Below are 17914 nucleotides of genomic sequence, written 5' to 3' on the forward strand. Positions count from 1 at the left end.
TTAGTTCCGCTGATGAATCGAAATGGTGCAGGTGGTACCGGCGACCAGCGTCAAATCGGCGGGCACGTTGAGCAATTTTATCCGCACCGGCACACGCTGGGCCAAACGTACCCAAGGAACATTGGGCTTAACGTCCATTAATAGATCGTTGCTGCTGTCGACGCTCTGATCGTAAATGGCGCGTCCGATGCTCTCTACTTCCCCCTGTAGCGGCGTGTTGCCGTTATATAAAACGATGTCCGCTTTATTGCCTTCTTTTATATGCTTCAGCTTGGTTTCTTCGAAATATCCGAGCACATAAAACGAATGCACATCCACCAACGCCACCAGGGGCGTGCCGGCGTTGGCGTAGTTTCCGACGCGTGCCTGCAGGTTGGTGATATAACCGTCGGTTGGCGCATAAATTTTGGTTTTGCTCAAATTCCATTTGGCCTGTTCCAGGTTGGCCAGGGCCGCTTTATAGGCGGCCTTCATTGCCTGAGCGGCTAAATTGGACTCGTCCAAGTCTTCAGCGGAAATAACGTTACGCGGTAAACCGCGGCGGCGGGCAGCCTCATGGTCCGCTTTGGCCAGATCGGATTGCGCTTTTGCCACCGCGGCCTCGGCATTGTCCAGCGCAATCTGGTAGGGCACCGGGTCGAGGGTAAAAATCAGACTTCCCGCAGGTACGAACTGATTGTCATTCGCGCTTATTTTCTCTAATCTTCCAGAGACTTCAGGGGTGATATTGACGAGTTCTGCGCGCACTTTTCCGTCACGGGTCCATGGGGATTGCATATAATAATTCCATAGCCACCAACCGGCGCAGACGGCAATGGCGCAGACGATCACCGTAGAGAAGTATTTTAATGTTTTATGCTGCATGGGTTACCAACTCGCTAAAATCCATAAGGAACCGCTGACGGTCAGAACGAAAATGGACAGGTCCATCAACATGGGATGCCAGATTTCACCGGAATACATCCAGTCTCTCAGCAGCTGATGAATCAGCAGCCATAAGACCAGTCCTAGTAAAAAAGCTTTAAATATAGGTGGAAAATAAAGCGATGCCCCCAGGACCAAATCGGGTAAGGGGGATGAGGTGTGTAACCATGATGTATTCACATTAACAATCCCTAAGGGTGAATATGTTGAATATTTGCATAACGATTAAACAATAGCGGCTAAAAATAGTGGTTATTTCCACAATATACATTATATACATTTGTGTTTTTAATGTGAGTTACCCAAAATAGTCTAAGCTCTGGGAGGTAATGTTAGCATGCTAATTATAAGGAGGGGTAAGTGGAGTCAACATTAGGTTCAGATTTAGCACGATTGGTTCGTGTTTGGCGGGCGCTCATCGATCACCGGCTCAAGCCGTTGGAGCTGACCCAAACGCATTGGGTTACGTTGCACAATATCAATCGCTTGCCGCCGGAGCAGTCGCAAATCCAGCTGGCCAAGGCGATCGGTATCGAGCAACCGTCACTGGTTCGCACGCTGGACCAACTGGAGGAGAAGGGGCTTATCACGCGTCACACCTGTGCCAACGATCGCCGCGCGAAGCGCATCAAGTTGACCGAAGCGGCCGATCCGATCATCAGAGAAGTCGATAGTGTGATCACGTCTACGCGCAGTGAGATTTTAAGCGGCATTACCGCCGACGAAGTGCATCTGTTGGTAGGGCTGATTGGCAAGTTAGAACAAAATATCACCGAACTGCAGAACAAATAATAATATTCTTATTTTCTACGATTACAGTTTCACAGCATCAGAAATAAAACCGGAGGCGATTGCCTCCGGTTTGCCGTGTGCCGCCGGCTGACTTACAGCGGAGAGACGGTGATGGTGTCGCCCATGCGCGCCATGCGCACGCGCTGGCCCGGGCTGAACTTGGTGTCGCCCGCTTTCTGCACCACGACGATGTTCTCTTTCTGGTCGGTTTTGATTTCCAGCTCGTAGCCTGAGGTACGACCGGCCACTTCACCGATGCTGTTGCCCGCTGCGCCGCCGGCGATAGCGCCCGCCGCGGTAGCCAGCGTACGACCGGTACCGCCGCCAACGGTGTTACCCAACAGCCCGCCAATCACTGCGCCGCCGATCATCCCCAAGGCGTTGGAACCTTCCCCGCCCTGAATTTTCACCGGACGCACGGAAACCAGCGTCCCGTAGGTGACGTTCTGCACCTGTTTGGCCTGCGAGGACGAGTAGACATCGCCGGACATGGATTCATTGGCACACCCAGCCAACGTAACGGCGGCGACGGCAACGACGAGAAGACGCTTGATCATATAAAACTCCTGATGGTAGTAGTCCATAACCTGGCAATGCTCACCAGGCAAGATTCAGTGAAAATGATAGACAAAGTATGGCTGAAAGTTGATACAGCGCCATGCCTCATCGCTGCACGCAGCTTAACTTTTCTCTGTTCAACCAATAATAAACCGCGGTTTACCTTTATGACAGCCTCACCGACATTCCGTTGCCGGTTAACGCACGGTTTAACACATGAAATGTGCCACCGCGGCGCACCTGGCTCACGGCCTGTAAAAAAAGCATCATAATTCATGGCGTTAATCCGGCAATTCTGGTTTATTTGTCAGGATGAAATTTGCTTACCGCGCGGGTTAGAGGATGTTGCTATGAAGTCAGGCCGCTATATAGGCGTCATGTCCGGCACCAGTCTGGACGGAATCGATGTGGTATTGGCCGCGATCGACGATCGCATGGTGGCGCAGCAGGCCAGCTATAGCCATCCGATGCCGATCGCGCTGAAAAAAGAGATCCTGGGGATGTGCCAGGGGCAGCAGACCACGCTGGCCGCCGTCGGCCGATTGGACGCACGGCTGGGCACGCTGTTTGGCGAGGCGGTGCTTGGCCTGCTGAAGCAAACCGGCATCGACGCCGAGCAGATCACCGCCATCGGTTGCCACGGCCAGACGGTGTGGCACGAACCGGAAGGCGACGCGCGTTTCTCGATGCAGCTCGGCGACAACAACCGCATCGCCGCGCTGACCAATATCACCACCGTCGGCGATTTCCGCCGGCGCGATATGGCCTACGGCGGGCAGGGCGCGCCGCTGGTGCCTGCGTTTCATCAGGCGCTGCTGGGGCATCCCGTCGAGCGGCGTATGGTGCTGAACGTCGGCGGCATTGCCAACCTTTCTCTGCTGTTGCCCGGTGCGCCGGTGCGCGGTTTCGATACCGGGCCGGGCAATATGCTGATGGATGCCTGGGTCTGGCGTCACCGTGCGCAACCTTACGATCAGGACGGCGGCTGGGCGATGCAGGGGCGAGTCTGCTTGCCGCTGTTGCAGCAAATGCTGGCGGACCCTTACTTTGCGCTACCGGCGCCGAAAAGCACCGGCCGAGAGTATTTCAATATCGCCTGGTTGGAGCGGCAGCTGGCCGGATTGCCGGCGATTGCGCCGGTCGACGTGCAGGCCACGCTGACAGAGCTGAGCGCCGTCAGCATCAGCGAACAGGTACAACTGGCCGGCGGGTGCGAGCGCCTGCTGGTCTGCGGTGGCGGAGCGCGCAACACGCTGCTGATGGCGCGCCTGTCGGCGCTGTTGCCGGGCACGGAGGTCGGGCTGACCGACGATTGCGGCGTCAGCGGAGACGACATGGAGGCGCTGGCCTTTGCCTGGCTGGCGTTTCGCACGCTGTCCGGCCAGGCCGGCAACCTGCCTTCGGTCACCGGCGCCAGCCGTGAAACGGTGCTGGGTGGGATTTATCCGGTTTTGCCGTTGAGGGGCCGTTAGCTCTGTTAGGATAACCTGTGAAGGATTTCTCTAAGGAGCAACAGCATGAAAAAAGTCATTTTCGTCGCCGGCGCGCTGGCGTTGTCCGGCTGCAGCTACATCCTGCCGCAGAGCAGCCAGACGATGCACTACCAGTGCGGCACTACGCCGCTGACGGTGGGGCTCGACGGCAAGGCGAGCGAAGTCAGCCTGCTGATGGACGGCGAGCAGCTGCATCTTAAGCAGGTGCTGGCGCTGACCGGTGCCAAATACAGCGACGGTAAATACACTTTTTGGTCGAAAGATCGTAACGCCTATCTTGAGCGCAACGGCAAGGTAGTCATGAGCGACTGCGTGTTGACGGAGTGACGGTCACGGCGGCGTCGGAGCGATTGAGTTCCTGACGCCGCAGGCGCAGAATGTAACGACGGATTTTTTCAGTTGGTCGATAAACCAGATGATTGAAAAGAATGAGTTTGATGTTGCGGACCTGCGCCGTGAATATACCCGAGGCGGCCTGCGCCGCAACGATCTGACCGCCAACCCGCTCGAACTGTTCGAACGCTGGTTGAAACAGGCCTGCGACGCGCGCCTGGCCGATCCTACCGCCATGTGCGTCGCTACCGTCGACGAACACGGCCAGCCGTATCAGCGCATCGTGCTGCTCAAGCATTTCGATGAGCAGGGGCTGGTGTTCTACACCAACCTCGGCAGCCGCAAGGCACAGCAGCTGGCGCAAAACCCGCATATCAGCCTGCTGTTCCCCTGGCACATGCTCGACCGTCAGGTGATTTTCCTGGGGCAGGTGGAGCGCCTGTCGACCCTCGACGTGCTGAAGTACTTCAACAGCCGGCCGAAGGACAGCCAGATCGGCGCCTGGGTGTCGCAGCAGTCGTCGCGCATTTCCGCGCGCGGCGTGCTGGAAAGCAAATTCCTCGAGTTGAAGCAAAAGTTCCAGCAGGGCGAAGTGCCGTTGCCGAGTTTCTGGGGCGGATTCCGCGTGAAATTTGACTCCGTCGAGTTCTGGCAAGGCGGCGCCCATCGCCTGCATGACCGTTTCCTGTATCAGCGGGACGGGAATGACTGGAAAATTGACCGACTGGCACCTTGAAGACGTAAAATCCCCTCTAAGCGCTGGTGCTGACGCCGCCGGCGCTTTATTCTATGCGCTACCCTGAATTTTTATTTCGCCACTGGGCGAAAGGCCGTGTACCGGCAAAGGTGCATTCGTTTATACATGGAGTCATTGATGGCAAGCAGCAACTTGATTAAACAACTGCAAGAGCGGGGCCTCGTTGCCCAGGTTACGGATGAGGAAGCGTTAGCGGAGCGACTGGCGCAAGGGCCAATTGCACTGTATTGCGGTTTCGATCCGACCGCTGACAGCTTGCATTTGGGCCATCTGGTTCCTCTGTTGTGCCTGAAGCGCTTCCAGCTGGCCGGCCACAAGCCGGTAGCCTTGGTGGGCGGCGCCACTGGCCTCATCGGCGATCCGAGCTTCAAAGCGGCGGAGCGCAAGCTGAACACCACCGATACGGTGAACGAGTGGGTCGAGAAGATCCGCAAACAGGTTTCCCCGTTCCTCGATTTCGACTGCGGCAGCAACAGCGCCATCGCGGCCAACAACTACGACTGGTTCGGCGGCATGAACGTGCTGACCTTCCTGCGTGACATCGGCAAGCACTTCTCCGTCAACCAGATGATCAACAAGGAAGCGGTCAAGCAGCGCCTGAATCGCGACGACTCCGGCATCTCCTTCACCGAGTTCTCCTATAACCTGCTGCAGGGCTACGATTTCTCCGAGCTGTACAACCGCCACCAGGTGGAGCTGCAGATCGGTGGTTCCGACCAGTGGGGCAACATCACCTCGGGTATCGATCTAACGCGTCGTCAGCACCAGAAGCAGGTGTTCGGCCTGACCGTGCCGTTGATCACCAAAGCAGACGGCACCAAGTTCGGTAAAACCGAAGGCGGCGCGGTTTGGCTGGCGCCGGAAAAAACTAGCCCGTACAAGTTCTACCAGTTCTGGATCAACACCGCCGACGCCGACGTTTACCGCTTCCTGAAATTCTTCACCTTCATGAGCCTGGAAGACATCAACGCGCTGGAAGAAGAAGACAAAAACAGCGGCAAGGCGCCGCGCGCCCAGTACGTGCTGGCGGAAGAAGTGACCGGCATGGTGCACGGTGCGGAAGGCCTGGCGGCCGCCAAGCGCATCACGCAGAGCCTGTTCTCCGGCGCGCTGCATGACATGACCGAAGCGGACTTCGCCCAACTGGCGCAGGACGGTATGCCGACCATCAAACTGGATGGCGACGCCGATCTGCAGCAGGCGTTGGTGAATGCCGAACTGGTGCCGTCACGCGGCCAGGCGCGCACCATGATCGGTTCCAACGCGGTGACCATCAACGGTGAGAAACAGTCCGATGCCGAATACCGCTTCAGCGATTCAGATCGTCTGTTCGGCCGCTACACGCTGCTGCGTCGCGGCAAGAAACACTACTGCCTGGTGGATTGGCAGTAAGCGAATAATGACGGTAAGGGGCCCTGGCGGCCCCTTTATTTTTGCGCAGCCGCCCGGCTGCCGTATTCCGAACGAGTTCTGTCGATGAAAAACATTCTTTCTATCCAGTCGCACGTGGTGTTTGGTCACGCCGGCAACAGTGCGGCTGAGTTTCCGATGCGCCGCATGGGCGTCAACGTCTGGCCGCTGAACACGGTGCAGTTCTCCAACCATACGCAATACGGCCAGTGGACCGGCTGCGTCATGCCGGCCAGCCACCTGACTGAGATCGCGCAGGGAATCGCCAATATCGATCAACTGAAGCGCTGTGATGCGGTGCTGAGCGGTTATATCGGTTCGCCGGAGCAGGGTGACCATATTCTGGAGATCGTGCGTCAGGTTAAGCAGGCGAACCCGAACGCCTGGTATTTTTGCGATCCGGTGATGGGACATCCGGAAAAAGGCTGCATCGTGGCGCCGGGCGTGGCCGAGTTTCACTGCCGCCAGGCGTTGCCGTGCAGCGACATGGTGGCGCCGAACCTGCTGGAGCTGGAAATGCTGAGCCAGATGGCCGTCGCCAACGTGGCCGATGCGGTGCAGGCCGCCCGCGTGCTGATCGCCAAAGGGCCGCGGCTGGTGCTGGTCAAGCACCTGGCCCGCGCCGGCTATCACGCCGACTGTTTCGAAATGCTGCTGGTGACAGCGGACGAGGCCTGGCACATCAGCCGGCCGCTGGTGGACTTCGGCGCGCGTCAGCCGGTCGGCGTCGGCGATTTGACCAGCGGTCTGCTGCTGGTGGATCTACTGAAGGGCGAGGCGCTGGATAAAGCGCTGGAGCACGTGACCGCCGCCGTGTATGAGGTGATGCTGACGACTCAGGAGATGGGGGAATACGAGCTGCAGGTGGTGGCGGCGCAGGATCGGATCGTGCAGCCGCGCAGCGAATTCAAAGCGGTAAAACTGTAAGTGCAACGGGCCCCGGCGATAGCCACCGGGGCCGAGTGTTTACTTCAATCCTTCGGCGTTCAGCGCCGCATCTACCGCCGGGCGCGCCGCAACGCGATCGAACCAGGCCGCCAGATGGGCGTGCTTGCGCACGTCAAACTGCAGGGCGAATGCCCAGCGCAGCACGGTGAACAGGTAGGCGTCAGCCACGCTGAAACGGCTCCCCAACAGGAAGTGCTGCTTCGCCAGCACCGAATCCAGATAGCTGAACTGCTGCTCCAGCCTGGCGCGCGCGATGGTTTTGTATTCCTCGGGCGTCTTCGGGTTGAACAGCGGGCTGAACCCTTTGTGCAGTTCGGTGGCGATGTAGTTCAGCCATTCGATCGCGTGGTAGCGCGACAGGGTACCCGCCGCCGGGATCAGGTTGCGGTCCGGCACGCGGTCCGCCAGGTATTGTACGATCGCCACGCCTTCGGTCAGCAGGCTGCCATCGTCCAGCAGCAGCGCCGGGACCTGTCCCTTGGGATTGATGGCGAGGTAATCGGCTCCGCTCTCGGTTTTCTTCTGCGCCAGATCGACCTTCTCCGCCGTAAAATCCAGCCCTGCCTCGCGCAGCACGATATGCGGGGACAGCGAACAGGCGCCGGCTTTATAGAACAGTTTCATCGGAAGCTCCTTGTTGATGACGAATGACGGGCATGTTTAACCTCTCATCGTAGTCCCATAGCGCCAAAATTACAGCGGCTTAGCTTACAAATTTAACCGATGAGCGCCTCGGTTGTCTGCAGCTGCGCCAGCGTTGCGGCGATCTGCTGTTGCAGCGCCTGCGGCGCCACCTGCATGGGCGAACGTAACTCATTGGCGATCAGCCCCTGTTGGGCCAGTACCGTCTTGACCGGCGCCGGATTCGGGAAGCTGAACATCTGGTGGATCATCGGCAGCAGCTCATAGAAGTTGCTGCGCGCAGCGGCCAGATCGCCGGTGGCGACTTGCTGTACCAGCTGGACGAAACGCTCCGGGTGAACATGCGCGGCGGCGGAAATGGCACCGGTGCCGCCGAGGCACAGCGTGGTGAGGATCAGATTGTCTTCCCCGGTCATCACATCGATTTCGCCGTCGGCGATCAGCGCCATGGTAGCGTCAGGGTTGCCGCCGCAGTCCTTGATGGCGGTGATGCGCGGGTGACGTGCGAGCCGGCGCAGCGTGGCCAGCTCCATGGCGATGCCGGTGCGCTGCGGAATGTTGTACAGGATCACCGGCACGGTGGAGGCGTCGGCCAACTGGGTGAAATAGTCGATCAGGCCGCATTGCGAAGGGCGGATGTAGTAAGGCGCCGGGATCAGCACGCCGGCGATGTCGCGCAGCTGAATGGCCTGCTGCATCTGCAGCGTGGCGGCCATGTTATTGCCGGAAAGGCCCATCACCACCTGATGGGCGGGCGCCACCTCCAGCACGGCGTCGAGCACCGCCAGCTGTTCTTCCTTGCTCAGCGCGGCGGCTTCACCGGTAGAGCCGCAGACCACCAGGCCGTCGATGCCGGCGTCGAGCAGGTGCCGCGCTAGGCGTTTAACCGCCGGCAGATCGACGGCATCTTGATTGAAAGGGGTAACCATCGCCACCCAAATACCCGAAAATGAGGCCATAAAATATTCCTTCTGTGTGACCGACAGAGAAGCCAGATGAGAAAATTGAAGGCGGGGCGTTGCAGGCCATCCAGTCAGCTCATCTGACGGGACAGCGCGCCCCGGTCAAATGAGCGTCTGTTTCTTCGATTTAACCGCCGCCAAACCGCCAACGGACAACGCAGGTGTCATCAGAATATCAGCGTTGCGTGGGTAGGCCATGGCAGTCTCGTGAAAAGGGGAAGTGGGGTGATAATGAATATTCTTCATCAGGCTGTCAATTTACAACAGATTGATAACATTGTTATTCATGATTCATCAGCAGGGATGAGTTTGGCTAATAAATAAAATCCCCGCCGCGGCGGGGAGGGTTTGACTGGCTCAGCGCGGCGGGCGGGAGCCGATAGTGGCAGACCAACTGAAGGTGTCGCCGCTTGGCCGGTAGCGGTTGGCTTTGCGTTCTGCACGCTCTGCCTTGGCGAGCTTTGCTCTGGCGGCCATGATGCGCGCCACCACTTCATCCTTGACCTTGTGCTGTTCGGCGTTGGTCAGCGGCCGGCCGTGGCTTTTACGCGCTTTGTCCAGCTCGGTTTTGACTTCCCGTTGCTCGCTTTCCGTCATCTCTTTCAACGTCAACTTTTTCATCTGTGCCGCCCGTTCGGTGAAGTTGGCTTTCAGTTTAACGGTGTTATGTGACCGAAAATGTTATGGGCATAACGAAAATGCCCCGTAGGCCGGCATTACACCTCCTCCAGCAGATCATCGACAAAACGCCGCATGCGTTCGGTGCGAAGCTCGGCCATGTGCCGCCCGGCGGCAGTCTGGAAGCCGTCTTGCAGTTTGAACAGCTTGGTTTCGAAGTGATCCAGGCTGAAACGTTTGTCGTCGTATTGGCGATGTTCGGCCCGCGGGTCGGCGGCGTCGTACAGCGCACTGCGCATGCGGCCGCCGATATAGAAGCAGCGCGCCACGCCAATCAGGCCAATGGCGTCGAGACGATCGGCGTCCTGCAGGATCTTTGCCTCCAGCGTTTGCGGGGGGATGCCAGCGGAAAAACTGTGCGCTTCAATGGCGTGGGCTACCGCCGCGATGTCCGCCGGCGCCCATTCCAGCCGGGTCAGCGTCAGCGTGGCTTGCTCCGCCGCCATGCGCGAGGCCAGATGGCGCTGCGGCGAGTTTTTTTCCACCGCCACGGCGTCATGCAGCAGCACCGCCGCGCAGAGAATGCGCCGGTCGCCGCCTTCCAGCTTGCTGATGTGGCGGCAGTTCTTCCAGACTCGATGCAGGTGCGCCACGTCATGCGAACCGTCGTCCGACTCGAGGGTGAGCGGCAACAGCGTTTGCGCCAGCGTTTGGTAGGGGGAAAACGGTTGTAACAACTCTTGCGTCAGCGAGGGTAAAGACACGTTCAGCTCCTGTTGGGGAAAATCGGTCAATCAGCATAGCCGTGTCGGATGCCGGGAAAATGACAGAAAAATGGTTATTGTTTACTAAAGTGCAACCCACTATTGTCATAACTGCGGTTTTTGCAGCGAAACAAGCAACCTAGAATAGCCGCATTCCGCCGTCTCCGCTTGGTGAGAGCCTGTGTCCGCGGGGATGGCCGGAATATCCTCATCAGCCATTTGGAGAAGAGACATGCCAACCCCTCTTGAAATAGTGCGCGCAACCTATGAAGGCAGTTCCGAAGAAAACGGCCGTAATCTGCTGGCGGCGCTGGCCCCCGATGCCGAGTGGACCGAAGCCGCCGGTTTCCCCTACGCCGGTACCTATATCGGCCCGGAGAACATCATCAAGAACGTGCATCAGCGCCTGGGCAGCGAATGGCAAGGTTACCGCGCCGATGTCGACCACTTTTACGACGCCGGCGACAATGTGATCGCACAAGGTTTTTATCACGGCACCTACCGGGCCACCGGCAAATCCTTTAGCGCCTCTTTTGCGCATATTTATACGCTGCGCGCCGGCAAAATCGTGAAGTTCGTGCAGATTGTCGACAGCGCTAAAGTGCTGGAAGCGATGCAGCCTTAATCGCCGCCGCGCTTGCCGAATTTGCGGTCGAACTCGCGCCGGTAGCCCCGGGCCTTGTTGCGATCGCGGATCCACAGATAGCCGCACACCAGCGCAACCGCTCCCGAGAAGGTGACGTTGCGCATATCCCGGTCATACCAAAACACCAATAGCGCATCCAGCGCCGCAATCAGCGCGATCCATTTATACATATGGGATTGACGCCGCGTGGCGGCGTTGAGTCGCTTTAACTGTCTTGCTTCGTCCAACACCGGTTTTTGCTGCATAGCGTTTCGTTATCATCAGGCTGTTCACGCTAAATTAGCAGAATTTCCCCAACCGCCGCAAAGATTAACGCGCGGCGTCATGCGGTTTTCGCCGCCCCTGGCGCGGTGCAGAAAATTTGTGCGCGGGTGCTTGAATTGTCCATTGGGCGTGGTAGGTTATTTATTCGCTATTTTTGGGTTTTTATTCAAATCTCGCCGTGTCATCAAGCTGCAGCACTGGGCGGTTAACGTGATGGGTTCGATACATGCGGCGGTTAACTTCGGCAGGAGGATGTGATGAACGATAAAACGGCACGCCCGCAGGATGTGGTTCAACAACAGCTTGACGCCTATAACGCCCGCGACATCGACGCCTTCATGGCCTGCTGGGCGGACGACGCGCAGTATTACGAGCATCCCGACACGCTGCTGGCCAGCGGCAAGGCGGCGATCCGTGAACGGCATCTTGTGCGTTTCCAGGAGCCGAGTCTGTATGGCGAACGGATAAAACGCATGGCGGTGGGGAATATGGTGGTCGATCAGGAAGTGGTGACGCGCAACTTCCCGCAGGGGCGCGGCAAAATGGATGTCATCGCCATTTACGAAGTGGAACAGGGGCAGATCGCCAAAGCCTGGTTCAAGATCGGCCCCTGCATGCCGGATGAAGGCGCGCTCTAGCCGCGCATTATTGCAACGCCATCACCGCCTCTATCTCTACGCACACCTGCGGTGAGAACAACGCGCTGACCGCCATCAGTGAACAGGCCGGCAGCGCGCCGTCGAAATAGTCAAACAGCACCGGGCGCACGCCCGCCAGATCGGCGATGTCGGTCAGGAACACGCTGATTTTAATCAAGGCCTTGAGATTCACGCCTTCGCTGGCGGCGATGGTCGCCAATTGCTCGAGGATCTCCTGCGTCTGTTCCGGCGCGCTTAAGCCTTGCGCGTCGGTGGCGAAGGCCGTCAAGCCCGACACATACAGGCGATCGCCGTGGCGCACCGCATGCACATAGGGGCCGCCCGGCGTAGGCAACTGCGGATAATTCGTGCGTTTTAATGATGTCATGATCAAACCCCGCGCAAGACCGGTTAATAAAAGCGACAAACTTGGTTAGGATACTGAGGAAACGGCGGCCAGACGCCGCACACCGATGATATATGAGCGTATCATCCCTCTTTATTTTATACGTCGTCTCTCACCCGAATGTGACAGTGCGGCGCAGATCGGCCACAAGGACGCATGAGACGATGAACCCGCTTTTTACTCCCTACCTGCAACGCTGGCAACTGGAACAGGACGGTAAAGCCTTCGAAACCCACAGCAGCCTGCTGATGCCGGTGCGTTACCGGGGCGAGGCCGCCATGCTGAAGATCGCCCGCGAGCAGGAGGAGCGCTTCGGCGGCCAGCTGATGTGCTGGTGGCGCGGGGAAGGCGCCGCGCAGGTGTTGGCGTGGCACGAAGACGGCATTCTGCTGGAGCGCGCACAGGGCGAAAGCTCGTTGGCGCAGCTGGTGCGTGACGGCGACGATGAGCAGGCCACGGCGATCCTGTGCCGGGCGATCGCCGCCTTGCATGCGCCGCGCGCGGCACCGCTGCCCGAATTGATCCCGTTGCAAGAGTGGTTCAGCTCGCTGTGGCCGGCGGCGCAGGCGCACGGCGGCATGCTGCGTCTCAGCGCCACGACGGCGGCGGAATTGCTGAGTAGCCCGCGAGATGAAAGCGTGCTGCACGGTGATATCCACCATGACAACGTGCTGGACTTCGGCGAACGCGGCTGGCTGGCGATCGATCCCAAGCGTTTGTACGGCGAACGGGGCTTCGATTACGCCAATATCTTCTGTAATCCCAACTACGGCATCGCCACCGATCCGGCCATTTTCCAGCGGCGCGTAGAACAGGTCTGTCGCTTGGCCGGGCTGGAACGCCGGCGCTTGCTGCAATGGATCCTGGCCTGGGCGGGGCTCTCCGCCGCCTGGTTTATGGAAGACGGGCAGGCGGCGGATATCGACTTCCGCGTGGCCGAGCTGGCGGCGCGCGCGTTGGATCTCCCGTTGCCGGCCGGCGATTCAGGGTTCATCCTGCCAGTAATCGAGCGAGGCTGAAGGGCGTTGCAGATAACGCACCTGTTCGCCGTCATTGCCGCGCGCCATCGCCTGGTATTTGCCTGAGTCCGGATACATCACCACTTCCGGCTGTTCGCGCGTGCTGACGGACAGGTACTTCAGCGGCGCATCGGAGGTGTTGATGATCTGGTGCGGATATTCCGGACCCGGCGGAATGAAAATCACATCCCCGCTGACGATCGGCAGCATTTCTCCGGCCACGCGCAGCGTACCGCTGCCTTCCAAAATGATGAACATTTCCTCCTGAGCGTAGTGAAAATGGTAGGGGCAGGAGCGCATGCCCGGCGCCACACAATCGAAAGAAGCGCCCAGCTTGTCGGCGGCGGTGCCGGTGCCGAGGCGAGCGCCGACGCTGTCATACAGCGGCGGCCGTCGGTCATGCTTCATCTCTACCTGTTCGACATTGCGTATCAGACGCTGGGCCAACAGCGCGGCTTTCTCGGTCATAAACTTCCTTGGTGACGGCGTCACTTATTAGGTGGATTGACATTCAGACGACAGAGAAAGTGAAGGCGCCACGGCGCCGCTTGTCAATGTAGACCGCCCGTTACGCCTCGGAGGCTCGCCGCGGCAGCGACAGCAGCAGATGGGCGATAGCGCCGCCGACAATGCCCCAGAAGGCCGAACCGATGCCGAGCAGCGTGACGCCGGAGGCGGTGATGAGGAAGGCGATCAGCGCCGCGTCGCGCTGTTTTTCATCATGCAGCGCACGTTGCAGGCTGCCGCCGATGGTGCCGAGCAACGCCAGCCCGGCAATGGTGTGGATCAAGGCGACCGGCAACGCGCTGAACAACAGGCCGATGGCACCGCCGAACAGACCGGCCAGCAGATAGAAGCCGCCGGCGGCCACCGCGCCCATATAGCGCCGCTGCGGATCGGGATGCACGTCCGGCCCCATGCAGATGGCGGCGGTAATGGCGGCGATGCACACCGAGAAGCCGCCGAACGGCGCCAGCAGCAGTGCGGTCAGCGCCGTCCAGGCGATCAGCGGTGAGGTGGGGACGCGGTAGCCCGCCGCCTGCAGCGTGGCGATGCCGGGGGCGTTTTGCGAAGCCATGGTGACCACGAAGAAGGGCACGCCGATGCCGAGCAGCGTCGGCCAATTGAAATGCGGCGCGATAAATTCCGGCATGGCGAACGCCGGCGCTTGCTGCGTTAGCTGGATATTGCCCTGCAGCGCGGCGATCGCCAGCCCAACCGCCAGCGTCAGCATGATGGCGTAGCGCGGTTGATAACGGCGGCTGAGCAGATAGGCCAGCCCCATGCCGGCGCTGAGGGGGAAATTGAGCTGCAGCGAAGCGAAGGCGTCCAGCCCGAAACGCAGCAAGATCCCCGCCAGCATCGCCGCAGAAATCGCCTGCGGGATGTAGTCCATCAGGCGGGCGAACAGCCCGGTGACGCCGCACAGCAGGATCAGACCGGAAGCGAAGATAAACACGCCGATCGCCTCGTTGATCGGCGTGCCGGGCAGGCTGGTGACCAGCAGCGCCGCGCCGGGCGTCGACCAGGCGGTGAGGATCGGGGTGCGGTAGTAAAGCGAGAGCCCGAGCGAGGTGACACCCATCGCGATCCCCAGTGCGCTCAGCCAGCCGCCGATCTGCGCCGGCGTGGCGCCTGCGGCGGCGGCGGCCTGGAAAATGATCGCGGCAGAGCTGGTGTAACCCACCAGAACGGCGACAAAGCCGGCCATGATGGCGGGCAGGGTCAGATGGCGCAGGGAGAGGGCTGGGCGCATGAGGAGCTCCAATCGGTAATTGTGCGTTATAACGCACGACAAGAAATCAGCATAGCACCGTGCGCTATAGCGCACAAGCGGGTATAATCGGGCACGATACGCAGAGGAGAACAGGATGCAGGAACTTGCCGGCCATTTGGCGCACACCCTTCGCACGCTGCGCACACAGCGCGGCTGGAGCCTGACGCAGGCGGCGGAATACACCGGCGTCAGCAAAGCGATGCTCGGGCAGATTGAACGCGGTGAATCCAGCCCGACGGTGGCGACGCTGTGGAAGATCGCCACCGGCTTCAACGTGGCGTTCTCCGCCTTTCTTGAGGCGTCGCCCGCTCAGCAACAGGCGACGCTGCACCGCTACGGTGAACTGCCGGTGTACGATCAGGACAATGCTGATATGCGCGTGGTGCCGCTGTTTCCCTACGACCGCCAGCTGGGTTTCGATATGTTCGTCATCGATCTCGCACCGGGCGCGCTCAGCGAATCGTCGCCCCATGAGCCGGGCGTGATCGAGCATGTGATCGTGATCAGCGGCCGACTAGAATTGGCGATCGACGGCGAATGGCACAGCCTGGCGGCCGGCGAAGCGATGCGCTTTCAGGCCGATCGGCCGCACGCCTACCGCAACGCCAGTTCACAAACGGTGCGCATCCACGATCTGATCCACTATCCTCAATCCTGACTCAACGCGGTGGCCGCGGGCTTTGACTCCGCGCCGCCAAACGCCTACCTTGTTGAAAATGACTCTTATTTCACAGGCTGTCGCCCATGACGGGGCGGCGTTGTAGCCGACTCAAAAGGAGCTTGATTTTGCCGGTCACCAATCGACGTCAGTTCATTAGACTCAGTGCGCAAACCGCAGGAGCCGTATTCGCGATGACTTCATTACCTAACAGTATCCGCCTGGCGATGGCGGCGGAGGGCGGCGCGGCCGCCGGCGATGACTTCCTGTGGCTGGAGGAGCTGCAGGGTAAAAAAGCGCTGCAATGGGTGCAGCAGGAAAATCAGCGCACCGTGGCGCGTTTCGGCCAGGGCGAAGACTTTCAGCGCATTGAGCGCGAAGTCCTGGATATCCTTAATAAAGACACCCAAATCCCGTGGGTGAGCAAACGCGGCGAGTACTATTACAACTTCTGGCAGGATCGGGCCAACCCGCGCGGCCTGCTGCGGCGCACCACGCTGGACGAGTACCGCAAGGCCAAACCGGCCTGGGAGACGGTGCTGGATATCGATGCGTTGGGCAAAGCGGAGGGCAAGGATTGGGTCTATCAGGGCTCGCAATCGCTGGCGCCGGAATACCGTTATTGCCTGATGCAGCTGTCGCCGGACGGCGGTGACGCCACCGAGATCCGCGAATTCGATCTGGTGGCCAAACGCTTCGTCAAAGACGGTTTTAATGTACCGGTGGCGAAAAGTCGGGTCTCCTGGGTCGATCGGGATACGCTGTTCATCGCCACCGATTTCGGCCCCGGCTCGATGACCCAGTCCGGCTACGCGCGCATCGCCAAGCGCTGGCGGCGCGGCACGCCGCTGAGCGCCGCCGAAACGCTGTACGAAGCGCAGCCCGAGGACATGGCGGTCTTCGCCTATCACGACCGCACGCCGGGTTTTGAGCGCGATTTCGTCGGCCGCAGCCTGGACTTCTACCGCCGCGACTATTTCTTGCTGATGCAGGACGGCCGGCAGAAAAAAATCGATATCCCGGCCGACGCCGAGCTGGATACGCATCGGGAATGGCTGCTGATCAAACCGAGCAGCGACTGGGAGGTGGGCGGCAAGCGCTATCCGTCCGGCGCGCTGCTGGCGGCCAACTTCGATGACTATCTGGCGGGTAAGCGCGAGCTGCAACTGCTGTTTACCCCAACGGCGGAGCAGGCGCTGAGCGGCTACAGCGGTACCCGCGATCATCTGATCCTCAGTATCATGGATAACGTGGTCAACCGTCTGGAAGTGCTGACGCCGCAGGGCGGCAGCTGGCAACGTCGTCCGCTGGGCAACCCCGGCGCCATCAGCACCATCTCCGCCGGCGGCATCGACGAAGAGAGCAACGCCTATTTCCTGACGGTCAGCGGATTCCTGCAACCGACCTCGCTGTATATGGGCAACCTCGATGGCGGTGAGGCGACGCTGCTGAAACAAGCGCCGCAGGATTTTGACGCGTCAGGCTACCAAGTGAGCCAGCATTTTGCGCGCTCCAAGGACGGCACCCGCGTGCCGTATTTCCAGATTGCCGCCAAAGATCTCAAACCGGACGGCAGCACGCCGACGCTGCTGTATGGCTACGGCGGGTTTGAAGTGCCGCTGTTGCCGGGCTATCTCGGCGGCAAGGCGCCGGCCTGGCTGGAACGCGGTGGGGTATACGTGGTGGCCAACATCCGCGGCGGCGGCGAATACGGCCCGGCCTGGCACCAGGCCGCGCTCAAGCAGAACCGCCATCGCGCCTACGAGGATTTCGCCGCCGTGGCCGAAGATCTCATCGCACGCCAGGTGACCTCGGCGCCGCATCTCGGTGCGCGCGGCGGCAGCAACGGCGGCCTGCTGGTGGGCAATATGCTGACGTTGTATCCGCAGCTGTTCGGCTGCATCGTCTGCGAAGTGCCGCTGCTGGACATGCAGCGCTATACGCAGCTTTCCGCCGGCGCGTCGTGGATCGCCGAATACGGTGACCCGAGCAAGCCGGAGGAGTGGGCCTACATCAAGACCTTCTCGCCGTACCACAACATTCAGACGCAGACGGCCTATCCGCCGGTGTTGTTCTATACCGCGACCAGCGACGATCGGGTCAACCCGGCCCACGCGCGCAAAATGGCGGCGCGCATGCAGGCGATGGGGTATCAGCAGGCTTATTTCTATGAAAATACCGAAGGCGGGCACAGCGCCGCCGCCGACAAGCAACAGGCGGCATTCCACAGCGCACTGGTAAGCGAATTCATGTGGGCCAACCTGAGCGATAAACCCAAATCAGCGTAAACCCGTTTATTGCGGGC

At 59.9% G+C, this 17914-nt stretch carries 22 protein-coding genes; 11 read left to right on the plus strand and 11 right to left on the minus strand.

All coding sequences use genetic code 11. The features are described 5' to 3' along the window. Complete coding sequence (locus QMZ29_RS05845; RefSeq protein ID WP_004931305.1) at positions 1-864, minus strand: efflux RND transporter periplasmic adaptor subunit; 864 nt, start codon at positions 862-864, stop codon at positions 1-3. A 3-nt stretch (positions 865-867) separates the two neighbouring features. Further along, positions 868-1104, minus strand: a complete 237-nt coding sequence (locus QMZ29_RS05850; RefSeq protein ID WP_004931303.1) for a DUF1656 domain-containing protein — start codon at positions 1102-1104, stop codon at positions 868-870. Positions 1105-1284: 180 nt separating this feature from the next. Here QMZ29_RS05850 and slyA point away from each other — a divergent pair, with 180 nt between their 5' ends. Continuing rightward, on the plus strand, positions 1285-1716 hold the full coding sequence (slyA, locus tag QMZ29_RS05855) for a transcriptional regulator SlyA (RefSeq protein WP_004931301.1): 432 nt from the start codon (positions 1285-1287) through the stop codon (positions 1714-1716). 92 nt (positions 1717-1808) lie between these two features. Here the strand turns inward: slyA and QMZ29_RS05860 are convergent, their stop codons facing one another. Then, positions 1809-2273, minus strand: a complete 465-nt coding sequence (locus QMZ29_RS05860) for an outer membrane lipoprotein (protein WP_025159710.1) — start codon at positions 2271-2273, stop codon at positions 1809-1811. A 351-nt stretch (positions 2274-2624) separates the two neighbouring features. On the opposite strand from QMZ29_RS05860, the gene anmK reads away from it, so the two are divergent. The 5 genes from anmK (at position 2625) to pdxY (ending at position 7194) form a co-directional block, all read left to right on the plus strand. Beyond that, positions 2625-3746, plus strand: a complete 1122-nt coding sequence (anmK, locus tag QMZ29_RS05865; RefSeq protein ID WP_197780544.1) for an anhydro-N-acetylmuramic acid kinase — start codon at positions 2625-2627, stop codon at positions 3744-3746. A gap of 45 nt (positions 3747-3791) precedes the next feature. Next, the gene (locus QMZ29_RS05870) at positions 3792-4094 is read left to right on the plus strand and encodes an MliC family protein (RefSeq protein ID WP_043141183.1); all 303 of its coding nucleotides are present in this window, start codon (positions 3792-3794) and stop codon (positions 4092-4094) included. A gap of 88 nt (positions 4095-4182) precedes the next feature. Beyond that, complete coding sequence (gene pdxH / locus QMZ29_RS05875; RefSeq protein WP_025302668.1) at positions 4183-4836, plus strand: pyridoxamine 5'-phosphate oxidase; 654 nt, start codon at positions 4183-4185, stop codon at positions 4834-4836. 138 nt (positions 4837-4974) lie between these two features. After that, the gene (gene tyrS, locus QMZ29_RS05880; protein WP_043141190.1) at positions 4975-6249 is read left to right on the plus strand and encodes a tyrosine--tRNA ligase; all 1275 of its coding nucleotides are present in this window, start codon (positions 4975-4977) and stop codon (positions 6247-6249) included. A gap of 84 nt (positions 6250-6333) precedes the next feature. Next, positions 6334-7194 carry a pyridoxal kinase PdxY gene (gene pdxY / locus QMZ29_RS05885; RefSeq protein WP_043141216.1) on the plus strand — a complete coding sequence of 287 codons (861 nt, stop codon included), beginning with the start codon at positions 6334-6336 and terminating at the stop codon, positions 7192-7194. A 39-nt stretch (positions 7195-7233) separates the two neighbouring features. Here the strand turns inward: pdxY and gstA are convergent, their stop codons facing one another. The 4 genes from gstA to QMZ29_RS05905 all read right to left on the minus strand — a co-directional run bounded on the left by gstA (position 7234) and on the right by QMZ29_RS05905 (position 10231). Next, positions 7234-7839 (minus strand): glutathione transferase GstA, encoded by a 606-nt coding sequence (gene gstA, locus QMZ29_RS05890; protein ID WP_025302671.1) that lies wholly within the window; start codon positions 7837-7839, stop codon positions 7234-7236. A gap of 92 nt (positions 7840-7931) precedes the next feature. Next, a complete protein-coding gene (dapA, locus tag QMZ29_RS05895; RefSeq protein WP_169541216.1) occupies positions 7932-8816 on the minus strand; it encodes a 4-hydroxy-tetrahydrodipicolinate synthase in 885 nt (294 codons plus the stop codon). Between the two features lie 360 nt (positions 8817-9176). After that, positions 9177-9440, minus strand: a complete 264-nt coding sequence (locus tag QMZ29_RS05900) for a YjbD family protein (protein ID WP_004938373.1) — start codon at positions 9438-9440, stop codon at positions 9177-9179. 95 nt (positions 9441-9535) lie between these two features. Then, positions 9536-10231, minus strand: coding sequence for an HD domain-containing protein (locus tag QMZ29_RS05905; protein WP_049204298.1), 696 nt, complete (start codon positions 10229-10231; stop codon positions 9536-9538). 202 nt (positions 10232-10433) lie between these two features. Between QMZ29_RS05905 and QMZ29_RS05910 the strand changes: the two genes are divergently transcribed. Then, positions 10434-10826: a nuclear transport factor 2 family protein gene (locus tag QMZ29_RS05910; protein ID WP_004938379.1), complete on the plus strand. Its 393-nt coding sequence runs from the start codon at positions 10434-10436 to the stop codon at positions 10824-10826. On the opposite strand, the gene QMZ29_RS05915 is transcribed toward QMZ29_RS05910, so the two are convergent. Next, positions 10823-11092, minus strand: coding sequence for a hypothetical protein (locus QMZ29_RS05915; RefSeq protein ID WP_107226861.1), 270 nt, complete (start codon positions 11090-11092; stop codon positions 10823-10825). The two genes, QMZ29_RS05910 and QMZ29_RS05915, sit on opposite strands and share 4 nt — an antisense overlap. A 276-nt stretch (positions 11093-11368) precedes the next feature. Here QMZ29_RS05915 and QMZ29_RS05920 point away from each other — a divergent pair, with 276 nt between their 5' ends. Next, positions 11369-11749, plus strand: a complete 381-nt coding sequence (locus QMZ29_RS05920) for a nuclear transport factor 2 family protein (protein ID WP_261425834.1) — start codon at positions 11369-11371, stop codon at positions 11747-11749. A 7-nt stretch (positions 11750-11756) separates the two neighbouring features. Here the strand turns inward: QMZ29_RS05920 and QMZ29_RS05925 are convergent, their stop codons facing one another. Continuing rightward, positions 11757-12137 (minus strand): RidA family protein, encoded by a 381-nt coding sequence (locus QMZ29_RS05925; protein WP_041037983.1) that lies wholly within the window; start codon positions 12135-12137, stop codon positions 11757-11759. A 182-nt stretch (positions 12138-12319) separates the two neighbouring features. On the opposite strand from QMZ29_RS05925, the gene QMZ29_RS05930 reads away from it, so the two are divergent. Continuing rightward, on the plus strand, positions 12320-13174 hold the full coding sequence (locus QMZ29_RS05930) for an aminoglycoside phosphotransferase family protein (RefSeq protein ID WP_025302676.1): 855 nt from the start codon (positions 12320-12322) through the stop codon (positions 13172-13174). Here the strand turns inward: QMZ29_RS05930 and QMZ29_RS05935 are convergent. Both QMZ29_RS05935 and QMZ29_RS05940 read right to left on the minus strand, forming a co-directional pair. After that, complete coding sequence (locus QMZ29_RS05935; RefSeq protein WP_033652588.1) at positions 13139-13642, minus strand: cupin domain-containing protein; 504 nt, start codon at positions 13640-13642, stop codon at positions 13139-13141. The genes QMZ29_RS05930 and QMZ29_RS05935 overlap by 36 nt on opposite strands. Before the next feature lie 100 nt (positions 13643-13742). Continuing rightward, on the minus strand, positions 13743-14930 hold the full coding sequence (locus QMZ29_RS05940; RefSeq protein ID WP_147823575.1) for a benzoate/H(+) symporter BenE family transporter: 1188 nt from the start codon (positions 14928-14930) through the stop codon (positions 13743-13745). Positions 14931-15045: 115 nt separating this feature from the next. Between QMZ29_RS05940 and QMZ29_RS05945 the strand changes: the two genes are divergently transcribed. Continuing rightward, positions 15046-15609 (plus strand): helix-turn-helix domain-containing protein, encoded by a 564-nt coding sequence (locus tag QMZ29_RS05945; RefSeq protein WP_025302679.1) that lies wholly within the window; start codon positions 15046-15048, stop codon positions 15607-15609. Between the two features lie 194 nt (positions 15610-15803). Then, on the plus strand, positions 15804-17897 hold the full coding sequence (locus QMZ29_RS05950; protein WP_261425845.1) for a prolyl oligopeptidase family serine peptidase: 2094 nt from the start codon (positions 15804-15806) through the stop codon (positions 17895-17897). Positions 17898-17914 lie beyond the last annotated feature (17 nt).

Source organism: Serratia sp. PF-27, assembly GCF_030053255.1.
GTDB classification, from domain to species: domain Bacteria; phylum Pseudomonadota; class Gammaproteobacteria; order Enterobacterales; family Enterobacteriaceae; genus Serratia; species Serratia bockelmannii.

Excerpts from the sequence above, each read along its gene's own strand:
- gstA (WP_025302671.1), bottom strand. The coding sequence starts at position 7,839 with ATGAAACTGTTCTATAAAGCCGGCGCCTGTTCGCTGTCCCCGCATATC.
- QMZ29_RS05920 (WP_261425834.1), top strand. The coding sequence starts at position 11,369 with ATGAACGATAAAACGGCACGCCCGCAGGATGTGGTTCAACAACAGCTT.
- QMZ29_RS05845 (WP_004931305.1), bottom strand. The coding sequence starts at position 864 with ATGCAGCATAAAACATTAAAATACTTCTCTACGGTGATCGTCTGCGCC.
- QMZ29_RS05950 (WP_261425845.1), top strand. The coding sequence starts at position 15,804 with ATGACTTCATTACCTAACAGTATCCGCCTGGCGATGGCGGCGGAGGGC.
- tyrS (WP_043141190.1), top strand. The coding sequence starts at position 4,975 with ATGGCAAGCAGCAACTTGATTAAACAACTGCAAGAGCGGGGCCTCGTT.
- QMZ29_RS05940 (WP_147823575.1), bottom strand. The coding sequence starts at position 14,930 with ATGCGCCCAGCCCTCTCCCTGCGCCATCTGACCCTGCCCGCCATCATG.
- QMZ29_RS05945 (WP_025302679.1), top strand. The coding sequence starts at position 15,046 with ATGCAGGAACTTGCCGGCCATTTGGCGCACACCCTTCGCACGCTGCGC.
- QMZ29_RS05860 (WP_025159710.1), bottom strand. The coding sequence starts at position 2,273 with ATGATCAAGCGTCTTCTCGTCGTTGCCGTCGCCGCCGTTACGTTGGCT.
- QMZ29_RS05870 (WP_043141183.1), top strand. The coding sequence starts at position 3,792 with ATGAAAAAAGTCATTTTCGTCGCCGGCGCGCTGGCGTTGTCCGGCTGC.
- QMZ29_RS05935 (WP_033652588.1), bottom strand. The coding sequence starts at position 13,642 with ATGACCGAGAAAGCCGCGCTGTTGGCCCAGCGTCTGATACGCAATGTC.
- QMZ29_RS05900 (WP_004938373.1), bottom strand. The coding sequence starts at position 9,440 with ATGAAAAAGTTGACGTTGAAAGAGATGACGGAAAGCGAGCAACGGGAA.
- QMZ29_RS05925 (WP_041037983.1), bottom strand. The coding sequence starts at position 12,137 with ATGACATCATTAAAACGCACGAATTATCCGCAGTTGCCTACGCCGGGC.
- dapA (WP_169541216.1), bottom strand. The coding sequence starts at position 8,816 with ATGGCCTCATTTTCGGGTATTTGGGTGGCGATGGTTACCCCTTTCAAT.
- QMZ29_RS05915 (WP_107226861.1), bottom strand. The coding sequence starts at position 11,092 with ATGCAGCAAAAACCGGTGTTGGACGAAGCAAGACAGTTAAAGCGACTC.
- anmK (WP_197780544.1), top strand. The coding sequence starts at position 2,625 with ATGAAGTCAGGCCGCTATATAGGCGTCATGTCCGGCACCAGTCTGGAC.
- QMZ29_RS05930 (WP_025302676.1), top strand. The coding sequence starts at position 12,320 with ATGAACCCGCTTTTTACTCCCTACCTGCAACGCTGGCAACTGGAACAG.
- QMZ29_RS05910 (WP_004938379.1), top strand. The coding sequence starts at position 10,434 with ATGCCAACCCCTCTTGAAATAGTGCGCGCAACCTATGAAGGCAGTTCC.
- pdxH (WP_025302668.1), top strand. The coding sequence starts at position 4,183 with ATGATTGAAAAGAATGAGTTTGATGTTGCGGACCTGCGCCGTGAATAT.
- pdxY (WP_043141216.1), top strand. The coding sequence starts at position 6,334 with ATGAAAAACATTCTTTCTATCCAGTCGCACGTGGTGTTTGGTCACGCC.